Consider the following 25,726-nt stretch of genomic DNA (forward strand, 5'->3'; position numbering starts at 1 on the left):
TGCGAGGCGTAGCAGCGCTACGTTGAGCGCTGTGGCCCGCAGCATAACGCCGCAGATGGACTTTTATCGGAGCCGTCTATCCCTACTTCTTGCCGACCAAGGTCAGGACTGCCGGCAACGTAATGATAAACGCCAACTGGCACGCCGCCATCCCCAAGGACATGACGGCGCCGATGCTGAATACCCCCTGGTGGTGGGCCACCATCAGCGCGCCGAAGCTGGCCATGATGGTCAGGGTATTGAGGATGACTCCCACACCGGTGCTGCTCATGACCACCGACGTTGCCGAACCGTCTTCGCGGCGGAAGCGGTTGATGATATAGATGCCCGAATCGACCGCAATGCCCAGCACCAGGGGCATGACGATGATGTTGGCCGAATTGAAGTTGATGCCGAACAGCCACATGCCGCTGACCATGAAAAGCACCCCGACAATGAGCGGCACCAGGCCGATCAGGGCGAACTTGATGCTCCTGAAGGTGATGAGCAGAATCATGACGATGGCGATGAAAGCATAGGCGAAGGCCTTCATGTAGGAATCGCGCATGATCGTCATTGATTCATAGACCATGACCGGTTCGCCGGTGGCATGGGCATCCACCTTGCGCACGTCGTCGAGGAACGCCTTGAGCGGTTCCCGGTTGAAGATATCATGCTTGGGCACCACCTGCAGCATGTAGCGACCTGTCTTGCCGACAAAGCGGCTTTTCAGTTCCGTAGGAATGGACGAGGCAGTGACCGCCTCGGCATTCAAGGTTTCCTTGAGGAACTTGATCTTCTCGGGCAGCTCGGCGAACATTCCTCCCTGGAAATCCTTGAGCATTCCCACGGCATTACGGTCCTTCTCCTTCTCCAGTTTGGCGAAAAACCTATCAAGGGTGGTCAGAAAAGCCGCAACAGGCTGAGCTTCCGGTTTCCGCTCCTCCTCCAGCTTTGTCTTCAGCCGTGCCACGGCATTGCGGAAGTTTTCAAAGACCTCCGGCAGCTCCATGAGGCTCAGATCTTCCTCATAGGTGCCCGGCTGCACGTCGGCCAGTTCCCGGCGCAATGCGGCCAGGTCGGTTATTTTCTGGGCCTGATCCTCCGGGACGAAAGAATTGAGGCTCACAACATGATCGACCGTGGGAAGTGATTCCAGTGCCTTGGTCTTTGCCGCCGCATCCGCAGCCGAATCGGCCGTAACCACAGCAAAGTAGCCAGAGTTTTCCGAGCTGCGCATGAGCTTGTAGGCATACTTTACCGATTCGAGCCCCTTGGCCTGGAGATTCATCAGGTTGTAATCGAAGGTTACCCGGGACAGGGGATAGAGGGAGGCGAGGCAGAGAAGGAGGGAAATTCCCACCACCGCCTTGGGGTGGCCAAAGAGGAACTGTTTGACCGGCTCGGGAATCGCCACATGGGAGGCACCACCGGCGGCTTTGCGCTGCTTGTCCCTGCGAAAACGGGCCAGAAGAACCAGCATGGCCGGCAGCACAGTAAAGGTGATGATGACGCAAATGGCGACGCCGCCGGCGGCAATGATGCCCAACTCGGCGATGCCCTTGAAATCGGTAAAGATGAAGGTCAGAAAGGCAGCGGCAACGGTCGCTGCTGCCATGATGATCGCCCAGACGTTTTTTCTCACCCCGGTCTCTATGGCGGCAAGGGGGTCGCTCCCTCCGGTCAGCTCCTCCTGGTAGCGGAGCACCACCTGAATGCCGTATTCGATGCCGATGCCGATGAGCATGATGGCGAAAACCATGGAGAGAATATTCAGGTGCCCCACGGTCAGGGTGGCAAAGCCGAAGGAAAGGCAAATTGCCACCACCAGGGAGACCATTGCCGCTATGACGTTGAGGACGCCACGGAAGGCGACCAGCAGAAGGATGACCGTCAGAATGAGAGAAACGACCGTGGCCAGGGTGATATCGCTCTGGCTGGTGGACATCTCCTCGTGCTCCAGAACCGGATTGCCAGTCAGACCGGCAGTGACCTCCCTGAACTGGGGCTGCTTGCGAAGTTCCGCCAGATGCCCCCGGATCACCTTAATCGCCTCTTCCGCAGGGACGAAGCTGGCTTGGTTCTTCACCGGCAGCACGGTGATGATCTGCATCTTGCCGGCCTTGGCAAAGCTGGACTCCTTGCCATCCTTCCCCTGGAAAAAGAACTGTTCCAGTGTAGGGGGGGGACCCTGAGCGTCGCCGAAGCTTCTGAAGCCGATCCCCAGCTTGTCCAGCATGAAGGTAAGACTGCTCAACCGTGCCTCGGCATCCGGCAAAGTACGCCACTCGTCCACATACTGGTCGATGTTCCTGGTAAGATAAGTAAAGAGAGTCTGGACCGAGGGTGATGCCGAGAGTTCCTTGAGCACCGGTTTTAGGGGGGTCAGATTTTCCCGTAGCGCATGCACCTCCGGGGCAGGCATGAAGAGCAGGCCGTTCTTCTTGAAGAACTCCAGCCCGAAAGGATAGAATACGTCCTGGAAGTGCTGCTTATCGGCAACGAGTTTTTGGTAAAGGGCCGTGCCGAAGCGGGCGGCCCGCTCCGAGTCGGAGCTCTCGATGACGACGACGATATCATCCATGTCGCCGAACTCCTGGCGCCAGTTCCGGTAATCCTGGTGGTAACCGGTATTTTTCGGCATCAGATCGTCGCGCCCCGTAAGAAACTCCATCTTCCTCGCCGTATAGAATACGGAAAGAAGGGCAGAAAGCAGAGCAACCACCATAATGACGCGGGGATATGCAGCAACAAAACCGAACAGGCCTTTGAATCGTTTTTCAGTTTTCATATTTCTCCTTGAAGTGAAGCAATTCAGCTTATGTAACACAGCCGTTTGGTGAAATCAACCACGGCCGTACTTTGCAGAACGGGCGTAAACATCATTAAGGGTATACCTTTTCACAAAATTGTGCTATCCCTAGCAACTTGTATCTGAAGGATAATTTGTAAAGACTAACGAGAAAAAAGGAGCATGGTGTATAATGAGTCCCTGCAAACATCCCATATCACATGCACTGACATCCTTTAACGGCGAAAGCGTCGATACCGTACCGGCACAGCCACCAAAAACAGGGGGCAAGGTGCACCACCTCCCCCCTTCCATCTGGAAGAAGAAGGAAGGTGATCAGAAGAGCCCGCTGGATATGGCCATCGAGAACAGCCGCGACTTCTTCTTTCGCGAGCAGCTTCCCGACGGTTATTGGTGGGCGGAGCTTGAAGCGAACTGCACCATAACTGCCGAATACATCATGCTCTACCACTTCATGGACATTGTGGACCGTGAACGTGAACGGAAGATGGCCAACTACCTCCTCAGCAAGCAGACGGAAGAGGGCTTCTGGACCATTTACTACGACGGTCCCGGAGACCTTTCCACCACCGTCGAGGCATATTTCGCCCTGAAACTTGCCGGCTATCCAGCAGATCATCCGGCCATGGTCAAGGCCCGGGCGTTTATTCTCGACAACGGCGGTATTATCAAAACCCGCGTCTTCACAAAGATATTCCTGGCACTGTTCGGGGAGTTCGCCTGGTTCGGCGTACCCTCCATGCCTATCGAGCTGATCCTGCTACCCAACTGGGCATATTTCAACATGTATGAACTCTCCAGCTGGTCGCGGGCTACCATCATCCCCCTGTCCATCGTCATGACCCAGCGGCCGGTGCGCAAGCTTCCCCCCTCTTCCAGAGTCCAGGAGCTGTACGTCCGCCCGCCCAGCCCTATCGACTACACCTTCACCAGGGAAGATGGCATCTTTACCTGGAAAAATTTCTTTATCGGCGTAGACCACATCCTGAAGGTATACGAGAGCAACCCGATCCGTCCCTTCAAGAGAAAGGCGATGCTCAAGGCGGAAAACTGGGTGCTGGAACACCAGGAAGTAACCGGTGACTGGGGTGGAATCCAGCCGGCCATGCTCAATTCCGTGCTGGCGCTGCACTGTCTGGGCTACGCCAACAACCATCCGGCTGTGGCCAAAGGCCTGGAAGCCCTGGAAAATTTCTGCATTGAGAGCGAAGACAACCTGGTGCTCCAGTCGTGCATCTCACCCGTCTGGGACACGGCACTGGCATTGAAGGCGCTGGTTGATTCCGATGTTCCCAACGATCACCCATCGCTGGTCAAGGCGGCCCAGTGGCTTCTGGACAAGGAAGTGCGCAAGGCGGGCGACTGGAAGATCAAGTCTCCTGATCTTGAACCGGGCGGCTGGGCCTTTGAATTTCTCAACGACTGGTATCCCGACGTGGACGATTCAGGATTCGTCATGATGGCCCTGAAAGACGTTGCCGTCAAGGACCGTAAATCCATGGACACCGCCATCAAGCGCGGCATTGCCTGGTGCCTGGGCATGCAGAGCAAGAACGGCGGCTGGGGCGCCTTCGACAAGGACAATACCAAATACTTGCTGAACAAAATTCCCTTCGCCGACCTGGAAGCCCTCATCGACCCGCCCACCGCCGATCTTACCGGAAGGATGCTGGAGCTGATGGGCACCTTCGGCTATGCAAAGGATTATCCCCAGGCAGTAAAGGCGCTGGAATTCATCAAGAAGAGCCAGGAGCCTGACGGCAGTTGGTGGGGACGCTGGGGAGTCAACTACATCTACGGCACCTGGTCCGTTCTGTGCGGCCTTTCAGCCATGGGCGAGGATTTCAACCAGCCGTACATCCGGAAAGCAATCAACTGGCTCAAGTCCCGGCAGAATATCGACGGCGGCTGGGGAGAAACCTGCGAATCCTATCATGACCCTTCCTTGGCGGGCATCGGCGCCAGCACCCCGTCCCAGACCGGCTGGGCACTTCTGGCACTGATGGCAGTCGGCGAAGAGCATTCCAGCGCCGTAGCACGGGGCATCCAGTACCTCCTTGCAAACCAGAAGAGCGACGGCACCTGGGACGAGGACCTCTACACAGGCACCGGCTTTCCCAAGTTTTTCATGATCAAGTACCATATCTACCGCAACTGTTTCCCTCTCACCGCTTTGGGCACTTACCGTCGCAAGACCGGTGGGAAAGCCGAGCTGCAGGCCGGCGAGCAGAAAAAGTAATATCGGCGGGACAATGAAAGCTTTCGTTACCGGCGCAACCGGTTTCATAGGTGCAAGCATCGTCAGAGAGCTTCTGCAGGATGGCGCCACGGTCATGGCCCTGGTCAGGGCAGGCTCGGACCGCGGCAATCTCAAGGGGCTCGACGTGGAGGTCTGCGAAGGGGATCTCTGCGACCCGGATACCCTGAGAAAAGGGATCGGCGGATGTGACACGGTGTTCCATGCCGCCGCCGATTACCGGCTTTGGACGAAAAACCCGTCGCAGATGTACGAGATCAACGTCAACGGCACCCGCAATGTCCTTTCTGCAGCATTGAAGGCAGGTGTGGAGAAGGTGGTCTACACCAGCAGCGTCGGCACGTTGGGCAATCCAGGCGACGGCAATCCGGGCGACGAATCGACACCTGTAACACTGGCAGACATGGTCGGCCACTACAAAAAGAGCAAGTTTCTCGCCGAGCGGGAGGCGGAATCGTTCATCGCCAAGGGGCTGCCGCTGGTCATCGTCAATCCGTCCACACCAGTTGGCAGAATGGATATCAAGCCGACCCCCACCGGCAAGATCATCGTCGATTTCCTCAACGGCAAGATGCCTGCCTACCTGGATACGGGGCTCAACATCATCGATGTGGAGGACTGCGCCCACGGCCATCTCCTGGCTGCCAAAAAGGGACGCATCGGTGAGAAATATATCCTGGGAAATCAAAACCTGAGCCTGAAGCAGATTTTCTCCCTGCTACAACAGGTCACCGGGTTGTCGGCACCAAAGGTACGACTCCCCTATTACCCCATTCTTCTGGCCGCCTATGCCAACGAAGCGCTGGCGGCGCTGACAGGCAAAGAACCTTTGATCCCCCTGGCCGGCGTACAGATGGCACGCAAGTTCATGTTCTTCGACTCGACCAAGGCAGTGCAGGAACTGGGGCTGCCGCAGAATTCAGTTGGCGATGCCCTGGCAAAGGCGGTAGAATGGTTCCGCTCCGCAGGGTATGCCAAGTGAAACGTGTTCTAGGTTCTAGGTTCAAGGTTCAAGGTTCCAGTCTTGGTTTCTAACGTAGAACACCGAACATAGAACCCGGAACTGTTTTTAAGAGGTTTGTATGTCCAGCATTCTCAATAGAATAAACAGCCCCGCCGACCTGAAGACCTTGAAGGAGGATGAGCTGCTTGCGCTGACTGGTGAAATCCGTCAGTTCCTGCTCGAAACCGTTTCCAAGACAGGGGGTCATCTGGCGTCAAACCTTGGGTGCGTCGAACTGACCCTGGCGCTGCATTACTGCTTCAACTCCCCCAGCGACAGCATCATCTGGGACGTGGGGCACCAGGCTTATACACACAAGATCATCACCGGCCGTCGGGATGTCTTCCACACCCAGCGCCAGTACCAAGGCATCGCCGGATTCCCTAAACGCTCCGAATCGGCACACGACGCCTTCGGCGCCGGTCATTCATCCACATCCATCTCCGCCGGGCTGGGCATGGCAGTCGCCAACTGTCTCAAAGGAGACCGGAGCAAGGTCATCGCCGTCATTGGCGACGGCTCCCTCACCGGCGGCATGGCCTTCGAGGCGCTCAATCAGGCAGGTCACCTGCGAAAAAACCTGGTGGTGGTCCTGAACGATAACGAGATGTCCATCTCTAAAAATGTCGGCGCCCTCTCCACTTTCATCTCCCGCAAGCTGACCGGTAACTATTACCGCGGGCTCAAAAAGGAGATGCAGGGGCTCTTGCAGAACATTCCCGCCATCGGCGGCAACATCCTCCATTTCGCCCGCAAGGCGGAAAACTCCCTGAAGGGCTTTCTCACCCCCGGCACCCTCTTCGAGGCGCTCGGCTTCGAATATATCGGCCCGGTGAACGGCCACGATCTCCCCCAGCTGATCGAGATCATGAAGAATGTCCGCTCCCTGGAAGGTCCGGTCCTGGTCCACGTGGTGACCACCAAGGGGAAGGGATACCAGCCTGCGGAAGACACTCCGGACAAATTCCACGGCGTTGGCCCTTTCGACATCAGGACCGGTAAGGTTACCGGCGGCAAGCCGGGCCCCGCCTCCTACACCGGGGTCTTCGGAGACACCCTCTGCAGGCTTGCCGAAGAGGACGAAAAGATCGTCGCCATCACTGCCGCCATGCCCGATGGCACCGGCCTCTCCAAGTTTTCCAAGGCCTTTCCCGATCGTTTCTTCGATGTGGGCATCGCCGAACAGCATGCCCTGACTTTTGCCGCCGGCATGGCCACGGAGGGCTTCCGCCCTGTGACAGCAATCTACTCCACCTTCGCCCAGCGCGCCTACGATCAGATCTTCCATGATATCTGTCTGCAGAAACTGCCGGTCACCCTGGGCCTGGATCGGGCCGGCCTGGTGGGGGACGACGGACCGACACACCACGGCGTTTTCGATCTCTCCTACCTGCGCCACCTGCCGGAGATGGCCGTCATGGCCCCCAAGGACGAGAACGAGCTGCAGCACATGCTGAAAACCGCCATCTATTCCGGCCGTCCCATTGCCCTGCGCTATCCCCGCGGAGCAGGCTACGGCGTCCCCATGGACTCCGTTCTCAAGGCCATTCCTCTGGGGGCGGGCGAGCAACTGACAGACGGGGAAGATATCACCCTCATCGCCATCGGCAGCACCGTCTATCCGGCCCTGGAAGCCGCCGAGCAGCTGAAAACAAAAGGCATCAACGCCGGCGTCATCAACGCCCGCTTCGTCAAGCCCCTGGACCGCGACCTGATCCTCGCCGCGGCTGGCCGCAGCGGTTGTGTGGTCACCGTGGAGGAAAATGCCCTGCAAGGGGGCTTCGGTACAGCAGTAATGGAACTCCTCGCCGACGAAGGCACCGGCATCCGCATCAAAAGGATCGGCATACCCGACCGCTTTATAGAGCAGGGAAGCCAGGCCCAGCTGAGAAAAGACTTGGGACTGGACGCTGTCGGCATCGCCGGGGCTGCCGAAGCATTTCTCAAAGCCGGCAATCAAAGCCACCCCGGCTTGGTCCGGGTGAAATAAAATCATCGATTTTTAAGCAAACAGTATGAAAGGATAGTGAATGCGCTTCCCCCTCCGTCTCAATTACGACCTGACCAAATACATCATTGCCAACAAAATGAACAAGGTGGAGAAATACCCCCTGGTGCTGATGCTGGAACCGACCCATCTCTGCAATCTGGCCTGCTCCGGCTGCGGCCGCATTCGTGAATATGCCGACACCATCCAGCAGATGCTCTCCCTGGAAGAATGCCTGAGCTCCGTGGACGAGTGCCCAGCCCCCGTCGTCACCATCACCGGCGGCGAGCCGTTCCTCTACCCGCACATCTATGAGCTCATCGACGGGGTGCTCAAGCGGGGCAAGCACATCTACCTCTGCACCAATGCCCTTTTGCTGGAAAAAGCCCTGGACAACATGCGCCCCCATCCCAACTTCACCCTCAACGTACACATGGACGGCATGGAAGAAACCCACGACCGCATCCTGGAGCGCAAGGGAACCTTCAAGACCGCCATCGAGGCCATCAAGAAGGCGAAGAAGCTCGGCTTCCGCGTCTGCACCAACACCACCATCTTCAAGGAAACCGACCTGGTGGAGATCGAGATGCTCTTCTCCAAGCTGGAAGAGATCGGCGTGGACGGCCTTTTGGTGGCCCCCGGCTTCGGTTACGAGGCGGTCGGCGAAAAGCTCTTCCTGGAGCGGCGGGAGATCGAAAAGAAATTTGAGCAGGTCTTCGAGATGAGCAAGCGCTTCCGTTTCTTCTCCACCCCCATGTACCTGCGCTTCTTAAAAGGTGAGAAAAAGCTGGACTGCACCCCTTGGGGCAACCCGACCAGAAACACCCAGGGCTGGAAAGCCCCCTGCTACCTGATCACCGACGCCCACTACAAGAGTTTCGAAGAGATGATGGAAAAAACCGACTGGGAAAAATACGGCGTTGGCAAAGACCCCCGCTGCGCCCAGTGCATGATGCACTGCGGTTTCGAGCCGACGGTCGTCGGGGAGATCGGCAAGAGTTGGAAGGATATTTGGGAGATGATTGTGTGGAATTTGACGTAGAAAACTGCAGCACATACCACAACAAAAAGCCGACCTTGTTACCCAAGGCGGCTTTTTGTTTTTAAAAATTGTCACTTCTCCAAAAACCGCACCACCGCCACCTCGGGGCAGTCTTCGATGATGAGGGGCTGCGACGGGTCGGGCTGTTCATCCAGGCGGTAGAGAGCCACCGGTTCTGCCTTTCCCTTGACGATGACCCGCTCCATGCCGTGGATGGCCAGGCCCGAGAGCCTGTTGTCCGGGCCCTTCGCGCAGAGCTTGGCGATGGTGTTGGCGGTGATGAGGATCGGCACCCGGTAGTGGCGGGTCAGGGATTCCACCCGGGAGCCCAGGTTGACCTGGTCGCCGATGACGGTGTAGTCCATTTTCTTCCCCATGGCGCCGATGTTGCCCACCAGCACTTCGCCGGTGTTGATGCCGATGCCGGCATAAAGCGGCGCTTTTCCTTCTCCCAGCCATTTTTCCCGCAATCGTCTCATCTCTTTGGCCATTTCCGCGGCGCAGCCGATGGCCCGCTCCGCATGGTCCGCAGCAGGCAGAGGCGCCCCCCAGAAGACAACAATGGCATCGCCGATAAACTTGTCCAGGGTCCCCTGCCACTTGAGGACGACGTCGGTCATCACCCCCAGGTACTCGTTGAGCACCGCCACTACCTCCTCCGGCGAGTGCTGCTCGGAAAAGGTGGTGAACCCTACCAGGTCGCTGAAGAGCACCGTCACCTCCCGCCGCTCCCCTCCCAGTCGGGCCATGTCGGGATTGTCGATCAGGGCATTGACTATGGTGCGGGCCACATAATTGGAGAACATGGCCCTGATGCGGCGCGCCCGCTGCTCCTCGAAGGCATAGTTGAAGGCGGTGACGCCGATGAAGATGAAAAGCAGGTTGTTGGTTGGGTAGGCCAGGTTGAGCCAGATCCCTTTCAGGCTGAAGAAGAAATAGCCGCTTGCCAGGAGCCCCACCATACCGAAGGCCGTTGTCATGATGGCGCCCATGATTTTTCTGCGGCTTAAAATCGCCGTCAGGAGCAGACCGCTGACGATGAGTATGGCCAAATCGGCCCGGGCAGGGAGTTTGCGGATAAAGGAACGGTCAATGATGGAGGCAACGATGGCGGCATGCTTCTCGACCCCCGGCATGGCGGCCGCCATGGGGGTCACCCGCAGGTCGTAGATCCCGGGAGCGGTTGCCCCCACCAGGATGACCCGGTTTTCCAGGAGCTTCGTGGGAATTGTGCCGTCGATGATGTCGCTGATGGAGTAGTGGGGAAAGGAGCCACCGGGGCCGTAGTAGTTGATGAGGGTCCGTCCCCAGATGTCGGTGGGAATCACCGCCTGGCCGACGGCAACCGACTCCGTTGCCCTGACGACGATGCTCTCAGGAGGCACGCCTAGGAAATAGGCGGCAGACTGCAAGCCGAGGGGTGGAAAGTAACGGCCGCCGCAGGAAACGAGCAGAGGCTCCCAGCGCATGGTGCCGTCGCTGTCGGGAAGCATGCTGATATGTCCGAATCCCATTGCTTCGGTGCTCAAGGCCGACACCGGCAGGCTGACGCCGCTCGCAGTGGGGGGGACGAAGGCGCTCAGAAGCGGCTGGTTGTGGATGTTTTGGTAGGCGGAGGCGTTCAGCAGGGGATCAAAGCCCCCTCCTGGAGTCCCGTAGAAATCGAAGACAACGGGAAGAACGACATTGCCGGCACGATTGATGGCCCGGGCAAAGAGCGGGTCGTTTTTGTCCGCCTCGGAAAACATCACGTCGAAGGCGATAACTGCGGCATTGGCTTCTGCCAGCCGGTCCACCAGCCTCGCCATAACGCTCCGGTCCCACGGCCAGCGGCCGATCTTCTGCAGGCTCTTTTCGTCGATCTCGGCAATGGCCACTGCATCGGGAGGATTGACCTTGCCCCTCAGCATGAATGCGGTGTCGAAGAGCTTCATCTCCAGGAGTTCCAGGGGATAGAACTGCCGGAGCATGAGCAAGACCATCACGGCGGTGACGAGCAGGCCGATGAGCACCCGCCAGACCGGGGCGGGAACCGTTGCCAGACGCTGGAAAGAGAGCCGCTTCATGGGCTGCTCCGTTACTTGATGCAGACCCGGCGGACTTCCTTCAAGTCGGTCAGACCCTGGAAGACCTTGAGGATGCCGTCCTGCTTGAGGGTAGTCATGCCGTCGGCGATGGCCTGGCGGCGGATCACATCCACTTCATCCTTGCGCTTGATCAGGGCCTTCATGGCATCGGTGCATTCCAGGATCTCGTGCAGGCCGAGCCGCCCCTTGTAGCCGGTGTCGTTGCACTTGGGACACCCCTTGGCGCGGCTCAACTTTATGGTCTCCCGGTCAACTCCAAGCCGGGCGAAATGTTCCGGGCCATATTCCTCGATCACCCCGTCCAGTTCCCGCGCATCGGGGGCATAGACCTCCCGGCAATCGCAGAGCCTGCGGGCAAGGCGCTGGGCGAGGATGCAGAGCAGGGCGTCGGAAAAGCTGAATGGGTCCATCCCCATGTCCAGGAGCCGGGTGACGGTCTCCGGGGCGGAGTTGGTGTGGAGGGTAGAAAATACCAGGTGGCCGGTCAGCGAGGCCTCGATGCCGGTGGAGGTGGTCTCGGCGTCCCGCATCTCGCCGACCATGATCACATCCGGATCGGCACGGAGGAAAGAACGGAGCGCCGCAGCAAAGGTAAAGCCGATGCGGGAGTTGACCTGCACCTGGCGAAGCCCCTTCTGGGTGATCTCCACGGGATCCTCGGCCGTCCAGATCTTCGTTTCCGGGTCGTTGATGCGGGCGACCGCCGAATGGAGGGTGGTGGTCTTGCCCGAGCCGGTGGGGCCCACCACCAGGATCAGGCCGTAGGGCTTCTTGATCGACTCCTCAAAGATCCGGGTGTTGCGCTGGGTGAGCTCCAGCTTGTCGAAGGGGATCGGCTCCCCGGAGGCGAGCACCCTGAGCACCACGTCCTCCAGCTGTCCGGCAGTGGGAAGGGTGGCAACGCGCAGTTCCACATCGATGGGGCCGAATTTCTTGAAGTCAATCTTGCCGTCCTGGGGCTTGCGCCGCTCGGCAATGTCCAGCCCCGACATGATCTTGATGCGGGAGGTGATGGCGTGCTTGTACTTGTAGGGGATGCGCTGGTAGACCTTGCAGCGGCCATCGATCCTGATCCGCACCAGGACGTCGTTCTTTCCCGGGTAGGGCTCGATATGTATATCTGATGCCTTGGCGTTGTAAGCATCGCAGACGATCTTGTTCACCAGCTGGACTATTACACTGTCCTGGTCCGAGACCTTCTGCACCTCCTGCTCCACTTCCGGCTCGTCTGATGTGTCGAGCTTATCGAGCAGCTCGGAGATGGTGGAGGAATCACCGGGCAGCCCCCCCAGGTTATAGAAATGATCGATGAAGAGGTCGATGTCCTGGCGATAGGCGCCGACAAAGCTCAAACGACGATACTCGGGGTAGACGAACTTGATCAGGTCCTGCTTGGCCAGATCGGTAGGGTCCTCCATGGCCACCTGCAAGACACCGTTTTCCACCTTGACCGGCACCCAGCGCTCCTTCTTCAGTCGGTCGGGCTTGATCCGCTCCAGGAGATCGACCAGTGGAGGGAGTGCACCGTCAAAGCAGATAAAATCGGTACCAAAGTAAAGGCTTAAGCTCTTGACCATATCCTCGGAGGAAATGGAAAACTCGCGCATGATGACATGATCGAGACCGATCTTCGCCAGGTCAGGATGGGCCGATGCTTTCTGGATGTCCTTCTCGTCGAGCAGGTTCTTGTCCAAGAGGTAGTTGTAGCGGGAGTTCTGACGAATGATCTTGACCGAGGCACTGAGGCGATAGATGTTGTGGATGGCGATGGAAAGCGAGGTAGCGAGTTCGGAGGCGTAGTTCAAGTCGGTAGCGGTAAAGGCTACAGCACCCTTCTTGTTGATGAGCTGCATAACGCCGATCAGCTTGCTGTCGAAGATCATCGGCACGCAGAGCACCTGCGAAGTACGGAAGCCGGTCTTCTGGTCCCATGTCTCGTCGAAACGGAGGCTGGTGTTGATCATTTTCAGCTCGTGGCTGTCGTAGGCGTTGGTAATATTGACCAGTTGCTGCGACGTGGCGCAATAGCCGGCGATGCTTTCCGGGGAGATGGGAACGACGATCTGCTTGACCTCATCCCCCGATTTGATCCGTGAGATAAGCACGTTCCGCTGCCGGTCCGCCACGTAAATGGTCATCCTTTCCGCCTTGAACAGTTCTGCGATGCTGTCTTTCAGCTGAATGAGAATGCTGTTCAGGTTGGCGGCGGAATGGATCTCATTGATCTTCTCCATGAAACGCTTGCGGTATTCCAGTTGCTCCTTCAGTACGCCGGTTGCCATATCCATAACAGTTCCCTCGACTGCAGTGATAATTTCATTAAACATAGCAGGCAGCTGCTGTTTTGCAAGCATGTATAAAGCAAGACCCGCGCCAAGCCGGTGCGGGTCTCTTTTCATCCGTTATTGTAGCGTCTGATCCTCAACGTCGCGTCACTTCTGCTCGGCCCCCTTCTGCTCCTTGCCGTCATCCTTTTTGCCGCCGAATAAGTTCCGCTCGGGCTGCTGCAGCGAAGCCATGTCGGCGAAGATGTTGTTGTAGATGGTGGAAACCTGCCCTTTCCCCCGGGCGGCTTCCATTTTGGCAAAGGCCCGGGCGATGCCGGGGATAGTCTTGAAATGCACCTCGACACGGTCGCTCTCGTTGGCCTTCGCTTCATCGAAGTCGGGGTACTGGAGAGCAAACAGCATGGGGTAGGAAAGGGAACGCTGGCGGAAGTTGGGGTATTCCCAGAGGGTGTTCCCTTCTGCATCGAGGATCTGCGCGGAGACGGCCAGATAGTTGTAGTCGCTGTCCAGGTAAGAGAGCAGGTTGCTGGAATAGACCTTCTCCTGAGAGGTAAGGCCGTTCACTGTCACCAACATGACGGCATCAACGCCGTTTTTGGCAATGAGGTTCTTCAGCTCCTCCGGCTTGAAAAAATACTTGTTGTACTTGACCCCGGCGTCATCACGCCTCTCCCGACGCGAGAAGAGCGTGGAATAGAGCTGTTCCGCGTTGTCGTCCAGGAGCCTCACGGCAAAATAGGTTCCCGTCTCCCGCAGTTGGGCCACCAGTTCCTTCTCATTCTTGCGGTTGTTTTCCCTGACCAGGTTCACCAGCGCCTCCTTTTCCGGATGCCTGATGTCCGAATCGGCATCCACGAAAATGGGCGCCACCCCCAGGGTCCGCACCTGCTTTTCGTAGACCTCCCGGGGAACGTTGTAGAAATTCTGTGCACAGCCGAAAGTAACGAGTGATGCCAGTAAAATAAGACCAGATCTGAAAACCGCTTTCATTCGTACATCCTCCCGTAAAGATTGGTACCTTCTGTGCTTCTGCAGAAGGGTTGGAATTAAGCCTCTACTGCAACATGATGAATCCCATCTGCCGCCCCGTCTCCCCCTGATCCCTGCGATAGGAGAAAAAGAGCTCCGGATTGCAGCTGACACACATAGTAGATACGGAGATATTGCCGTCTGAAAGGCCCGCCTCCGTCAACTGCCGTCGGTTGGCCCCTGCCAAATCAAGCCCCCACTTACCCTCCCCCCTGGGAACTGCGTGCAGGTCCCAGCCTGAAGCCCCCTTTTTAAAAGCTTCCATGACCGGGGCATCCACTTCATAGCAGCAGGGGCCAATGGCGGGGCCGACAGCGGCCAGGATCTCAGCCGGATTGGAGCCGAAAAGTTCCTGTAAGGCGGCGACCCCCTTTTTGCAGATCTCCCCTGCCGTCCCTTTCCACCCCGCATGGAGGGCGGCAATCGCACCATTGACCGGATCATGGAGGAGGACCGGGACGCAGTCGGCAACGGTGACACCGATTAAGACCCGGGGCTGATTGGTGATGATGCCGTCGCATTCAAGGGCATGGAAATGGGCAAAATCAGGATTGGGCGCATCAATGACGAGGAGATCGGTGCCGTGGACCTGCTTGACCGTCACCAGCCGGTCCAGGCTCGCACCCACCGACCGGGCAAGGAGACTTCGATTCCCCTCCACGTTGTGGGGCGAATCGAAGGTGTTGGAGCCCAGGTTGAGGGAATTGTACGGTGGACGGGAAACCCCTTCGTGGCGGGTAGTAAAACCCATCACAGCTTCCCCCCGTTTCGTCATCTGCTGCGGCTCCAGGTAGTGGACCTTGCCTGCTTTCTTCATTTCCATAGATATTATCCTTGTATCCTTTTATTTCTGAGCCGGCTGCTCCAGGTGCCCGATGATTGACGCCATATCCCGGGGCAGTTCCGTGTCGAATTCCAGGTACTCCTTCGTGGAGGGGTGAATAAAGCCGAGGGTCTTGGCATGGAGGGCCTGGCGCCCCAGCTCCTTGATCAGCCTGCGCAGCACCGGGTCTTTTACCGATGCCAGTCTGGCGCCCCCCCCGTAAACCTCATCCCCCACCAGCGGGTACCCCGCCTCGGAAAGATGGACCCTGATCTGGTGGGTCCGGCCCGTCTCCAGGCGCAGGCGGATCAGGCACATGCCGGGGTAACGGCCTATAACCCGCCAGTGGGTCACTGCGTGCTTGCCGTGCCTGGCCTTGCCGGACATCCGCTTCCGGTCCGTCGGATGCCTGCCGATCACCGACTCCAGCCGCCCCGTGTCTCCCTTCAGCGAACCGTAAACAATGGCATAGTAAATGCGTTTTATGCTGTGTTCCCGGAACTGTTCCGACAGGGCCAGATGGGCCGCATCGTTCTTGGCGACCACCAGGATGCCCGAAGTATCCTTGTCGATGCGGTGAACGATTCCGGGGCGCAACTCTCCGCCAATACCCGAGAGATCGGTGCAGTGACCGAGCAGGGCATTGACCAGGGTGCCGCTGCTGCTTCCCGCCCCCGGATGAACCACCATGCCCGCAGCCTTGTTGACAACGATCAGGTCGCGGTCCTCGTACAGTATTTCCAGGGGAATGTCTTCGGGGACAGGCGCTGCCTCCACCGGCGGCGGGACGACTACGGTGACGCGTTCACCACCTTTGAGCTTCAGGGAAGGTTTTGGTGGCACGCCATCGACCGTGACCATGCCGCTTTCCACCAGGCGCTGGACCGCCGCCCGGGTCAGGGTCTCCACGTTCCTGGCAATGAAGGTATCCAGGCGTTCACCCTCCACGTTTTCGGGTACAGTTAATTCAATGTCTGTCACTACGATGCCCTGCCAAAAAAACGAGGCGCGATTGGATAAACCGCGCCTCGGATGATGTATCTATGAACCGCAGCCCTACCAGATGGACGATTCGATTTTGCCTGACCGCTTGATGAGGACATCTACGACGGCAAGCTCGAAGACGTTTGATTGGGCCAGTTCAGGGGTGACCCTGGTGTTGAAATGCTGCCGCCCCTCGTCCAGCTCTTCGGTAAGCAGCTCAAAGATATTGTCGTTCTTGATCCCCTGCTCCACCTTTTCACGATTGTAGATGGCGACATCGGATATGATGGCCCGTGCCAGTCGCCGGGCCTGTTCAGGGTTGTCTATAAGGCTCATGCTCTCACCCGATCATCTTTTTTGTTTTGCTGCCGTGGCACTTTACTCCATTTCAACCGCAGATACTACCTTAATTTCATGGCAAAGTATATGCTGGCATTACCCCTTCTCGCCAGCAGGGCAACCGATCCCTTGCGTTCCGCATCCTTCAGTGCCCGTGCATAATCGGCGGTGCCAGAAATCTTCTTCTGGTTGACCGAGACCAGCACATCTCCCTGCTGAATACCGCTTTCCGCAGCCAGGCTTCCCTCTTCCACATCCGTGACTATGACTCCTTGGAGTCCCCTCTGCCGTAGTTCACGCGGCAATTCGGCAACGGTCAACCCCAGTGCCTCAGAACCGGCCTCCGAAGTAGCCGGTGCCTGGGCCGCCGCACTATCAGCCGAAGCTGGGGCGACGGTGAGTTTCTTCGTCTGCCCTTCCCGCAGCACCTCTATCTCGACGGAAGTGCCGACCGGGGTGTTGGCCACCGCCAGCTGCAACTGCTGCACGGATGTTATTTCCTTGCCGCCGTACCGGGTAACCACGTCCCCCTGCCGTAATCCGGCCTTGGCTGCGGGACTGCCGGGCACGACATCGCTTACCAGGGCTCCTTTGGCTCTCTTAAGACCAAATGACTGGGCCAGGTCTTCCGTGACGGGCTGAATTGAGATGCCAAGCCAGCCACGAGTTACATTTCCCTTCTTGATCAATTGCGGTACGGCAACTTTCGCCATGTTGATGGGAATGGCAAAGCCGATTCCCTGCCCTGCGGCAACGATGGCCGTATTGATGCCAATGACCTCGCCGTAGACATTGAGCAACGGTCCCCCTGAGTTACCGGGATTAATGGAAGCGTCGGTCTGGATGAAGTTCTCGTAAGTCTCGATCCCCATGTTGGAGCGGCCCGTGGCGGAGATGACTCCCACCGTGACGGTACGGTTGAGGCCGAAGGGATTACCGATGGCGATGGCCCATTGCCCGACACTGAGCTTGTCCGAATCGCCGAGTACCGCCACAGGCAGATCCCCCTTGGCACCTATCTTGATGACGGCTATGTCGGTCTTGGGATCGCTGCCGACGACCTTCCCCTTGTAGCTTTTTTCATCTGAAAGGGTGACCTGGATACTTTCCGCATCTCTGACCACATGATCGTTGGTGATGATGTAGCCATCCTTGCTGATGATGAAGCCGGAACCGAGGCTGTTTTCACGCCGGTAGCGGGGCAAGCCCCCCCCGCCGCCAAAGAAATCCTCGAAAAAGGGGGACATCTCGAAAAAAGGCTGAACCAGCTTTTTCTTGCTGATCGTGGAAATGTTTACCACGGCCGGATTGACCGCCTTCACCACATTGGAAAAGGCCTGCTGTGTGGCGAGGATGTCCCGGGGGACCTCCTTGACCGGCGCCTCGGCAGCGCCCTTGCGGCTTGATTCCGAGAAGTACGCCTCCTCCTTTTTTCTGCAAGCCGGAAGCAGGGTGATGAAAACCAGCAGGACGACAAGAACTCGGTGTGCCATTGTCTTTACTCCAGAATGGTTTATGCAGTACAAACGGTGCAAGATTAGCCAAATTCATGGGCGCTGTCAACGGCTTTGAAAGCCGGCAGATTGACCGGAAAGCCTTCCCAGACGAGGTTTGCATGCCATCGGCCATTGGATGACCGTGCAATTACCCACTTGACGCAGGGCGGTCTTTTGCTTATAAAGCCATAACAGGAGGATGAGTGAAAGAGATAAAATCCGAAGTGCTCGAATTGAAACTGGGCGAAAAAATACGCAAACTGAGGCAGGAAAAACGGCACACCCTCCAGGAACTGGCCGAATCAACTGGTCTGTCCAAGCCCCTTCTGTCCCAGATCGAAAACGACCAGGTCACCCCTCCGCTGGCTACCCTGCTGCGCATTGCCAAAGGTCTGAAGGTCGGCATTCACTATTTCTTCGAAGAGGAAGGCGACCGTCAGAAATTCGTCCTCACCAGGGGGGGCAGCGGACCGTTCAGCAGGCGCCGCTCGGGAGCGGACCAGGTCCAGGGATATCTCTACCGCCCCCTGGCCCCGGGCATACGGCACAAACAAATCGAGCCGTTCCTCATCGAATTCGAGAAGGCCGCCTGGGATGACAGCCGCTTCTATAGCCACGAGGGGGTGGAGTTCATCTATCTCCTGGAAGGGGTCCTGGAATTTCATTACGGCCAGGAGATAATGACCCTCATGCCTGGGGACAGCATCTATTACGATTCGGCGGAACCCCATGGCTATGTTTCCACCGGCACCAAGCCGGCAAAAGCAGTCGCCGTCCTTTACTCGAAAGATTAAGCCCCACCTTTATCCTCTTCGCATTCCTCGGGGGGCCAGCTGTCCAGCTCGCCGTTCTCCAGTTCCACCTGAATGGTCTCGCCGCTGGGGGTGCAGCTGAAGGTCAGCCCCACCTCTCCGGTCCGCGTATTCCGCAGTCGGACCCGCTCATCCTTGTGTTCCGTCCGCTGGCAAACATAATTGTGGTCAGTCTTTTTCATGCGCCACCTCCCACACTGTCCCCTGCAGTGTAAGGGTAACATGGCTGCGACCCGTTGCAAGCCGCTATCCCCTCCATTGACCATCCTGCCCTCCCCCATTGACTGAGCCGAAAAACCTGATTTACTATAAAAGTTAAAACACACCAATAAACAAGCAAACGGCACATTTAAATGGAATTTACCACAGCCAAAGCACCCGCTCCGACACTACTTTTCGTCGAGGATGACGGCGCCACCAGAGAATTGATCTCGCTGGTCATAGCCCGTAGATTTCCGGGAATGAATCTGTTCACGGCGGTGAACGGTGCAAAGGGACTGGAACTGTACCGGACCCACAGGCCTGACATTGTCCTTACCGACATGAAAATGCCGGTCATGGACGGCATTACCATGGCAAAGGAGATAAAACAGCTGAGCGAGGGGGCAAAGATCATCATTCTTTCTGCCCAGTCAGATACCAGGCTTCTTCTGGAAGCCATCGACATCGGCATCAGCCATTACGTACTGAAACCCATCGACCATGGCAAGCTGCAATCGGTCATCGAGGAATGCCTGGAATCCTGCAGACAGGAGCAACGGCTCCGGGAGCAGGAGGATTTCATCCGCAGCCTCTCCCGTGCCGTCGAGCAGAGCCCCGTTTCCATCATGATCACCGATACCGGGGGAAGAATCCAGTACGTCAATCCTACATTTACGAAACTTACCGGTTACAATCCCGCTGAAGCCGTGGGCAATAAGCCGAATATGCTCAAGTCGGGTCAGATTGCCCCTGAAGAATACCGAAAACTCTGGGAGATCATCAGCGGCGGCGGCGAATGGTGGGGAGAGTTCCATAACCGGAAAAAGGACGGGACATTTTACTGGGCGCTGACCTCCATTTCCCCCATCACCGATGGCGAGAACAGCATCACCCATTACATCGCCTTCCAGGAAGACATCACCGAGCGCAAGGCGGCAGAAGAGACCATCAGACAGATGGCCTATTACGATACACTCACGGGGCTGCCGAACCGCCAGCTGTTCAACGAGCTGATGCACTTGGCCCTGGCCCAGGCCCAGCGCCACGGACGCCTTCTGGCTATTCTCTTTCTGGATCTGGACCGGTTCAAGGTCATCAACGATACCCTCGGCCACGGCGTGGGGGATGAGCTGCTCAAGGCTGCCGCCCTGCGCCTGCGGGAATGCTGCCGCCGCGACATAGATACCGTCGCCAGGAGAGGGGGTGACGAATTCATCATTCTCCTCCCCGACCTGGATTCGATCCAGGAAGCGGTACGGGTCGCCCAGAAGATCATTGAGGCCTTCAACCGGCTCTTCGTCCTCCCGGACATCGAGTTGTTCGTCAGCACCTGCATCGGCATCAGCATTTATCCCGACGACGGCAAGGATACGGAGACGCTCATCAAGAATGCGGACATGGCCATGTACCGAGCCAAGGAGCAAGGACGCAACCGATATCATCTCTACACATCCTCAATGGATGAGCAGGCCATGCGAAGGCTCATCATGGAGAACGACCTGCGCCGGGCATTGCAGAACGGTGAATTCCTCCTCTACTACCAACCGAAGATCAATATCAACTCCGGGCGCATCGTCTGCATTGAGGCGCTGGTACGCTGGCAGCACCCGGAAATCGGCCTCGTGCCCCCCAAGCAGTTCATCCCGCTGGCAGAAGATATCGGCCTGATCGTCCCGCTAGGGCAGTGGGTGCTCCGAGCCGCCTGCAGGCAGAACAAAAGCTGGCAGGAGATGAATTACCCCCCCATGCGTGTGGCGGTGAATTTTTCGCCGCGCCAGTTTCAGCAGCCGATGCTGGTGAACATGGTCGAGCAGGTCCTGATCGAGGAGGACATGGATCCGCGCTGGCTGGAGATGGAAGTGACCGAGAACATCATGCTGCAGAATTTCGACAAGACCATCGAGACCCTCAATCGCCTCAACAGCCTGGGTATCCATATTTCCATCGACGATTTCGGCACCGGCTACTCGTCCCTCTCTTATATTAAAAAGCTGCCGATCCAGACGCTGAAGATAGACCAGTCCTTTGTCAGCGACATCGACACCAACAAGGACGATGCGGCCATAGCCACGGCGGTCATCAACATGGCCAGAAGTCTGCGTCTCAACGTCATCGCCGAAGGGGTCGAAACGGTGGAACAATTGAAGATGCTGAGCAACCTGGACTGTCAGGAGATGCAGGGCTATCTCTTCAGCAGGCCGGTTCCGGCAGAAGAAGTCACCAGCTTGCTCCACAGTACCGAATGGCCCTACCTGGCCATGGACAGTCTGATCTCACCCTGAATCCACATCCAGAAGACATCCGCATTTTTCGAAATCTAGAACACAACAAAAAAAAGAGGCCCCGCAGCAAACGGGGCCTCTTGGCATTCACGGCCGGCGGTGCCGGACCTTAGTCGTTATACCCTTCCACGAAAGGGTTTATCTGCTCCCAGTGTTCAGGCGAACGCCAGAGGCTGGAAGTGATCAGTTCGCGCATGTGGAGGAATTCCTTGGGTAGACGGTCGAAGAGCTTGAGGAAAAGTTCCTCATGGGCGATAAGCTCGTTCTGCCACACATCGCGGTCCACCGAGGTCAGTTCATTGAACTTCTCCCTGCTCATATCCAGCCCTTCCCAGTCCATGTCCTCGTAGCGCGGCATCCAGCCCAGCGGCGATTCGACCGCTGCGGCCTTGCCCTGAACGCGCTCGACGATCCATTTGAGGACGCGCATGTTGTCGCCATAACCCGGCCAGATGAATTTGCCGTTGGCATCCTTGCGGAACCAGTTGACACTGAAGATCCGGGGCGGCTTCGGAATGGAACGGCCGAACTGGAGCCAGTGGCCGAAGTAATCGGCCATGTGGTAGCCGCAGAAAGGAAGCATGGCGAAGGGATCGCGGCGGACGTTGCCGGTGGCGCCGACGGCAGCGGCAGTGGTCTCAGAGCCGAGGGTCGAGGCAAGGTAGACGCCGAAGTTCCAGTTGAATGCCTGGTAAACCAGCGGCACGGTATCCTTGCGGCGGCCACCGAAGATAAAGGCGCTCATGGGCACCCCTTTTGGGTTCTCCCAATCGGGATCGATGGAAGGGCACTGGGATGCCGGGGCGGTGAAGCGAGAGTTGGGGTGAGCGGCGTTACGGCCGCAGCCGGGGGTCCACTCCTGCCCTTGCCAGTCGGTAAGCTTTGCCGGCGGCTCATCCGACATGCCTTCCCACCACACATCACCATCGGGAGTAAGGGCTACGTTGGTGAAGATGGTGTTCTTGGCGCAGGAGGCCATGGCGTTAGGATTGGTCTTGACATTGGTGCCGGGAGCGACGCCGAAGTAGCCATACTCCGGATTGATGGCGTAGACCTGGCCGTCGGGACCGGGCTTGATCCAGGCAATGTCGTCGCCAAGGGTGGTTACCTTCCAGCCCTTGTCCTGCAGAGGCTTGGGCGGGATCAGCATTGCGAAGTTGGTCTTGCCGCAGGCGCTGGGGAAGGCGGCGCCCACATAGGTTTTCTCCCCGGTCGGCGACTGAACGCCCAGGATCAGCATGTGCTCGGCCAGCCATCCCTCGTCTTTCCCCTGCTTCGAAGCGATGCGCAGTGCCAGACATTTCTTGCCGAGGAGGGCATTGCCGCCGTATCCCGAGCCGAAGGACCAGATGGCACGCTCCTCGGGGAAGTGGACGATGTATTTTTCCTTGTTGCAGGGCCACGGAACGTCCTTCTGCCCAGGCTCCAGGGGAGCGCCGACGGAGTGCAGGCAGGGAACGAACTCACCGTCGCCGAGGACGTCGATGACCTGCTTGCCCATGCGGGTCATGATCTTCATATTGGCCGCAACATAGGGGGAGTCGGAGATTTCTATGCCGATTTTGGCAATAGGCGATCCGAGCGGTCCCATGCTGAAGGGAATGACATACATGGTGCGGCCACGCATGCAGCCCTTGAAGAGGCCGGTCAGGGTCTTTTTCATCTCCTTGGGGTGAACCCAGTTATTTGTGGGGCCCGCTTCCTGCTTGGTCAGGCTGCAGATAAAGGTCCGGTCCTCGACCCTGGCCACATCGCCGGGATCAGACCAGGCAAGATAGCTGTTGGGACGCTTCTCCGGGTTGAGCTTCCGGAACGTACCGCTTTCGATCAACTGATTACAGAGCTTGTCGTACTCTTCCTGCGAACCGTCGCACCAGTGTACGTTTGCAGGCTGGCACAGTGCTGTGACTTCTTCGACCCATTTTCGCAATTGTTCATTCTTTACTTCGTAACCCATTACAATCTCCTCCTCATTTCAGTAAGTTACTACGGGACAAATACACGCATTATTGATCTAATTAGTGTTTTCTTAGAAAAAAATAGCTTCTTCTCCGCCCCACCAAAAATTTTATTATGCTTAACAACGGGGTAAACGCGGAAAGCTGATGTGTCGGGTAATTTTTAAGTCTGTGCCTGGATCGGAATATGGAAGGAAAAAAAGGGGGGGCGGGAATGGAAGCATCCGCAGAGCATGTTGGATTCTGGACTTTGGCAGCCTGTGCTAAGGGAAATTCCCGAGAAGGAACGGCAAGTCTCTCTCATAAAAACCATGCCTTTCTGAATGGTCAGCTCAAAAGGATGCGCGCATCCGCTGAAACTAATGAAGAAAGCTGAGACCCATGTTTAGTTTTGCTAAAATAGCACAAGATTTTGTAAAATCAAGCTGAAATTGCAAATACCATGAGATTGTCGCAATTGACAGCAAAGAACCATGTGCTACACTCCTACCGCTGAGCCGGCACAGGGCACACCAGTACAAATAAAAGATTTGATTAATTAACGAACCTCAACAGTATAAAACAGAACCTTTTTTTTGCAACTGCATTTTGATATGGCGGGATTTTTTTAGCGGGAAAGGAGAGTGAAATGGAAAAGTATGTCTGCACTGTATGCGGCTACATCTACGATCCGGCAACAGGAGATTCCGAAAACGGCATCGCCCCCGGCACCCCTTTCTCGGACCTGCCCGAAGACTGGGTATGTCCCCTCTGCGGTGCTGGAAAGGACGCATTTGAGCCGGCTTGAATGAAGCAGGCTCTCATCCGCCTGTGGCAGCTGCCTTACTTCTTGTCAGCTGCCTTGATAATGTCGATCTCAGCCTTCTCACCGGACATCTTGACCCTCCAGACAAGGCCGCAAGCGCCGCATTCCTTCACCGGCGACTGCTCGGCGGAAAATCCCGAAGAATGGATATCGATTTCGACTGATTTTCTGTCTCCACAATTAGGGCACTTCATTTGATCCTCCCTCGTCGGCACTTAGAACTGGAATAACAGATGCTCCGTTACCGCGGGAACGGGCAGTCTCAACACCTTTTCCAGCGGATTTTCAGATGGTCACTGATGCTGTCCATGCGGACCGAGAAGCGTCCGGATGCTTCACACATGGCCATTATCCGGAATTCGGAGGAGTAAGTCCAGATATTTAATACGGATAACGAGCGCCCACTCGGCCGGGGATGGACGTCTGGTCAACGGAGAATGTCGTCTATCTGCCGGGTGAAATCCTGCAGGTCCGCCAACTGCATGTCTCCCATGTGGGCGATGCGGAAGGTCTTCCCTTTGAGCTTGCCGTAGCCGTTGTCGAAGGCATAACCGCGCTCGCCCAGTTTTTTCTTCAGATCCGCCAGATCCACATCCCTGCTGTTGACGGCGCAGGTAAGGGTAAGGGAGCGGTAAGGCCCGGCAGCCAGAAAATCGAAACCCCGCTCCCGGACCCATCCCCTCACATACTCGGCCAATGCCAGATGCCGCTGCCACCGCGCCTCCAATCCCTCAGTAAAGATGCGCTCCAGTTGTCGATCAAGGGCATAAATCAGGGAAATGCACGGCGTCGAAGGAGTGTTATCCTTCTCGTCCATGGCGGCAAATTCCTGAAAATCGAAGTAATAGCCACGCCCTTCCATGGTTCTGCTCCGCTCCAGCGCCTTGGCACTGGCGGTGAAAACAGCCAGCCCCGGAGGCAGGGCAAGCGCCTTCTGCACACCAAAGATGCAGCAGTCTATGCCGAGCTCGTCCAGCGGAATCTTCAGTGCGCTCATGGATGAAACGGTATCGATGATGGAAACCACCTCCGGGTATTTGCGGAGCACCGCAGCTATCTCCGGCAGGGGTGACATGACACCCGTGGAGGTTTCGTTGTGAATAAGGGTGATGCTGTCGTATTTCCCGGTGGCCAGGGTGGCATCAACCAGTTCTGGCGTGATGGGTTGCCCCCACTCCACTTTTATGGCGTCGGCCTCCTTGCCGCACCGCTTGGTCACGTCGTGCCATTTGTCCGAAAAGGCACCGTTGCAGAAATTGGCGCAACGTTCGCCCACCAGGTTCCGCACCGCCCCTTCCATGACGCCGAAGGCGCTGGACGTGGCAAGGAAAACCTTGCCGCGGGTAAAGAGCAACTCCTTCAGCTTGTCGGTCACCCTTTTGTGCAGGGCTGCATATTCAGGCATCCTGTGGCCGATCATGGGAGAGGCCATGGCCTGCAGTATCTCCGGTGCTACCTCGATGGGACCGGGAATGAAAAGCTTTTTCGACATACGTGCTCCTTGGAAGTAATTCGTTTGCCCTGCCGCTTTTGCAGGGTCGA

At 57.2% G+C, this 25,726-nt stretch carries 20 protein-coding genes; 8 read left to right on the forward strand and 12 right to left on the reverse strand.

Annotation, left to right across the window (positions count from 1 at the left end):
* Window positions 1-82: 82 nt before the first annotated feature.
* Window positions 83-2,770 (reverse strand): MMPL family transporter, encoded by a 2,688-nt coding sequence (locus tag ML541_RS00375; RefSeq protein WP_243369651.1) that lies wholly within the window; start codon window positions 2,768-2,770, stop codon window positions 83-85.
* A 193-nt stretch (window positions 2,771-2,963) separates the two neighbouring features.
* Between ML541_RS00375 and shc the strand changes: the two genes are divergently transcribed.
* From shc to hpnH, 4 genes are all read left to right on the forward strand, one after another.
* Window positions 2,964-5,030, forward strand: a complete 2,067-nt coding sequence (gene shc, locus ML541_RS00380) for a squalene--hopene cyclase (protein ID WP_243369652.1) — start codon at window positions 2,964-2,966, stop codon at window positions 5,028-5,030.
* A 13-nt stretch (window positions 5,031-5,043) separates the two neighbouring features.
* On the forward strand, window positions 5,044-6,030 hold the full coding sequence (gene hpnA / locus ML541_RS00385; RefSeq protein ID WP_243369654.1) for a hopanoid-associated sugar epimerase: 987 nt from the start codon (window positions 5,044-5,046) through the stop codon (window positions 6,028-6,030).
* A 100-nt stretch (window positions 6,031-6,130) separates the two neighbouring features.
* Entirely contained in the window at window positions 6,131-8,041 is a 1,911-nt protein-coding gene (dxs, locus tag ML541_RS00390; RefSeq protein ID WP_243369656.1) for a 1-deoxy-D-xylulose-5-phosphate synthase, read from the forward strand.
* Between the two features lie 40 nt (window positions 8,042-8,081).
* Window positions 8,082-9,080 (forward strand): adenosyl-hopene transferase HpnH, encoded by a 999-nt coding sequence (gene hpnH, locus ML541_RS00395; RefSeq protein WP_243369658.1) that lies wholly within the window; start codon window positions 8,082-8,084, stop codon window positions 9,078-9,080.
* A gap of 71 nt (window positions 9,081-9,151) precedes the next feature.
* Here hpnH and ML541_RS00400 read toward each other — a convergent pair whose 3' ends face one another.
* From ML541_RS00400 to ML541_RS00430, 7 genes are all read right to left on the reverse strand, one after another.
* On the reverse strand, window positions 9,152-11,146 hold the full coding sequence (locus ML541_RS00400) for an adenylate/guanylate cyclase domain-containing protein (protein ID WP_243369661.1): 1,995 nt from the start codon (window positions 11,144-11,146) through the stop codon (window positions 9,152-9,154).
* Window positions 11,147-11,157: 11 nt separating this feature from the next.
* On the reverse strand, window positions 11,158-13,494 hold the full coding sequence (locus tag ML541_RS00405) for a GspE/PulE family protein (RefSeq protein ID WP_243369663.1): 2,337 nt from the start codon (window positions 13,492-13,494) through the stop codon (window positions 11,158-11,160).
* A 105-nt stretch (window positions 13,495-13,599) separates the two neighbouring features.
* The gene (locus tag ML541_RS00410; RefSeq protein WP_243369665.1) at window positions 13,600-14,445 is read right to left on the reverse strand and encodes a hypothetical protein; all 846 of its coding nucleotides are present in this window, start codon (window positions 14,443-14,445) and stop codon (window positions 13,600-13,602) included.
* Between the two features lie 64 nt (window positions 14,446-14,509).
* Window positions 14,510-15,307: a peptidoglycan editing factor PgeF gene (gene pgeF, locus ML541_RS00415; RefSeq protein ID WP_243369667.1), complete on the reverse strand. Its 798-nt coding sequence runs from the start codon at window positions 15,305-15,307 to the stop codon at window positions 14,510-14,512.
* 21 nt (window positions 15,308-15,328) lie between these two features.
* Complete coding sequence (locus ML541_RS00420) at window positions 15,329-16,288, reverse strand: RluA family pseudouridine synthase (RefSeq protein WP_243369669.1); 960 nt, start codon at window positions 16,286-16,288, stop codon at window positions 15,329-15,331.
* Window positions 16,289-16,363: 75 nt separating this feature from the next.
* On the reverse strand, window positions 16,364-16,627 hold the full coding sequence (locus ML541_RS00425) for a hypothetical protein (protein WP_243369671.1): 264 nt from the start codon (window positions 16,625-16,627) through the stop codon (window positions 16,364-16,366).
* 65 nt (window positions 16,628-16,692) lie between these two features.
* Window positions 16,693-18,123: a DegQ family serine endoprotease gene (locus ML541_RS00430; RefSeq protein WP_243369673.1), complete on the reverse strand. Its 1,431-nt coding sequence runs from the start codon at window positions 18,121-18,123 to the stop codon at window positions 16,693-16,695.
* A gap of 206 nt (window positions 18,124-18,329) precedes the next feature.
* On the opposite strand from ML541_RS00430, the gene ML541_RS00435 reads away from it, so the two are divergent.
* Entirely contained in the window at window positions 18,330-18,920 is a 591-nt protein-coding gene (locus ML541_RS00435) for an XRE family transcriptional regulator (RefSeq protein ID WP_243369675.1), read from the forward strand.
* On the opposite strand, the gene ML541_RS00440 is transcribed toward ML541_RS00435, so the two are convergent.
* Complete coding sequence (locus ML541_RS00440; RefSeq protein WP_243369677.1) at window positions 18,917-19,120, reverse strand: hypothetical protein; 204 nt, start codon at window positions 19,118-19,120, stop codon at window positions 18,917-18,919. The genes ML541_RS00435 and ML541_RS00440 overlap by 4 nt on opposite strands.
* A 171-nt stretch (window positions 19,121-19,291) precedes the next feature.
* Here ML541_RS00440 and ML541_RS00445 point away from each other — a divergent pair, with 171 nt between their 5' ends.
* Window positions 19,292-21,421: an EAL domain-containing protein gene (locus ML541_RS00445; RefSeq protein WP_243369679.1), complete on the forward strand. Its 2,130-nt coding sequence runs from the start codon at window positions 19,292-19,294 to the stop codon at window positions 21,419-21,421.
* Between the two features lie 109 nt (window positions 21,422-21,530).
* Here ML541_RS00445 and ML541_RS00450 read toward each other — a convergent pair whose 3' ends face one another.
* Window positions 21,531-23,378 carry a phosphoenolpyruvate carboxykinase (GTP) gene (locus tag ML541_RS00450; protein WP_243369681.1) on the reverse strand — a complete coding sequence of 616 codons (1,848 nt, stop codon included), beginning with the start codon at window positions 23,376-23,378 and terminating at the stop codon, window positions 21,531-21,533.
* Window positions 23,379-23,593: 215 nt separating this feature from the next.
* Here ML541_RS00450 and ML541_RS00455 point away from each other — a divergent pair, with 215 nt between their 5' ends.
* A complete protein-coding gene (locus tag ML541_RS00455) occupies window positions 23,594-23,755 on the forward strand; it encodes a hypothetical protein (protein ID WP_243369683.1) in 162 nt (53 codons plus the stop codon).
* Between the two features lie 252 nt (window positions 23,756-24,007).
* Window positions 24,008-24,166, forward strand: a complete 159-nt coding sequence (rd, locus tag ML541_RS00460) for a rubredoxin (protein ID WP_243369685.1) — start codon at window positions 24,008-24,010, stop codon at window positions 24,164-24,166.
* Window positions 24,167-24,201: 35 nt separating this feature from the next.
* On the opposite strand, the gene ML541_RS00465 is transcribed toward rd, so the two are convergent.
* Both ML541_RS00465 and ML541_RS00470 read right to left on the reverse strand, forming a co-directional pair.
* The gene (locus ML541_RS00465) at window positions 24,202-24,378 is read right to left on the reverse strand and encodes a hypothetical protein (protein WP_243369687.1); all 177 of its coding nucleotides are present in this window, start codon (window positions 24,376-24,378) and stop codon (window positions 24,202-24,204) included.
* Between the two features lie 233 nt (window positions 24,379-24,611).
* On the reverse strand, window positions 24,612-25,676 hold the full coding sequence (locus ML541_RS00470; protein ID WP_243369689.1) for an alanine--glyoxylate aminotransferase family protein: 1,065 nt from the start codon (window positions 25,674-25,676) through the stop codon (window positions 24,612-24,614).
* Window positions 25,677-25,726: the final 50 nt, after the last annotated feature.

Origin of the sequence: Geotalea sp. SG265, from assembly GCF_022808985.1 — a bacterium.
GTDB lineage: Bacteria > Desulfobacterota > Desulfuromonadia > Geobacterales > Geobacteraceae > Geotalea.

Coding starts and splice junctions, on each gene's coding strand:
- ML541_RS00375 (WP_243369651.1), bottom strand. CDS start 2,770: ATGAAAACTGAAAAACGATTCAAAGGCCTGTTCGGTTTTGTTGCTGCA.
- shc (WP_243369652.1), top strand. CDS start 2,964: ATGAGTCCCTGCAAACATCCCATATCACATGCACTGACATCCTTTAAC.
- hpnA (WP_243369654.1), top strand. CDS start 5,044: ATGAAAGCTTTCGTTACCGGCGCAACCGGTTTCATAGGTGCAAGCATC.
- dxs (WP_243369656.1), top strand. CDS start 6,131: ATGTCCAGCATTCTCAATAGAATAAACAGCCCCGCCGACCTGAAGACC.
- hpnH (WP_243369658.1), top strand. CDS start 8,082: ATGCGCTTCCCCCTCCGTCTCAATTACGACCTGACCAAATACATCATT.
- ML541_RS00400 (WP_243369661.1), bottom strand. CDS start 11,146: ATGAAGCGGCTCTCTTTCCAGCGTCTGGCAACGGTTCCCGCCCCGGTC.
- ML541_RS00405 (WP_243369663.1), bottom strand. CDS start 13,494: ATGTTTAATGAAATTATCACTGCAGTCGAGGGAACTGTTATGGATATG.
- ML541_RS00410 (WP_243369665.1), bottom strand. CDS start 14,445: ATGAAAGCGGTTTTCAGATCTGGTCTTATTTTACTGGCATCACTCGTT.
- pgeF (WP_243369667.1), bottom strand. CDS start 15,307: ATGGAAATGAAGAAAGCAGGCAAGGTCCACTACCTGGAGCCGCAGCAG.
- ML541_RS00425 (WP_243369671.1), bottom strand. CDS start 16,627: ATGAGCCTTATAGACAACCCTGAACAGGCCCGGCGACTGGCACGGGCC.
- ML541_RS00430 (WP_243369673.1), bottom strand. CDS start 18,123: ATGGCACACCGAGTTCTTGTCGTCCTGCTGGTTTTCATCACCCTGCTT.
- ML541_RS00440 (WP_243369677.1), bottom strand. CDS start 19,120: ATGAAAAAGACTGACCACAATTATGTTTGCCAGCGGACGGAACACAAG.
- ML541_RS00445 (WP_243369679.1), top strand. CDS start 19,292: ATGGAATTTACCACAGCCAAAGCACCCGCTCCGACACTACTTTTCGTC.
- ML541_RS00450 (WP_243369681.1), bottom strand. CDS start 23,378: ATGGGTTACGAAGTAAAGAATGAACAATTGCGAAAATGGGTCGAAGAA.
- ML541_RS00455 (WP_243369683.1), top strand. CDS start 23,594: ATGGAAGCATCCGCAGAGCATGTTGGATTCTGGACTTTGGCAGCCTGT.
- rd (WP_243369685.1), top strand. CDS start 24,008: ATGGAAAAGTATGTCTGCACTGTATGCGGCTACATCTACGATCCGGCA.
- ML541_RS00465 (WP_243369687.1), bottom strand. CDS start 24,378: ATGAAGTGCCCTAATTGTGGAGACAGAAAATCAGTCGAAATCGATATC.
- ML541_RS00470 (WP_243369689.1), bottom strand. CDS start 25,676: ATGTCGAAAAAGCTTTTCATTCCCGGTCCCATCGAGGTAGCACCGGAG.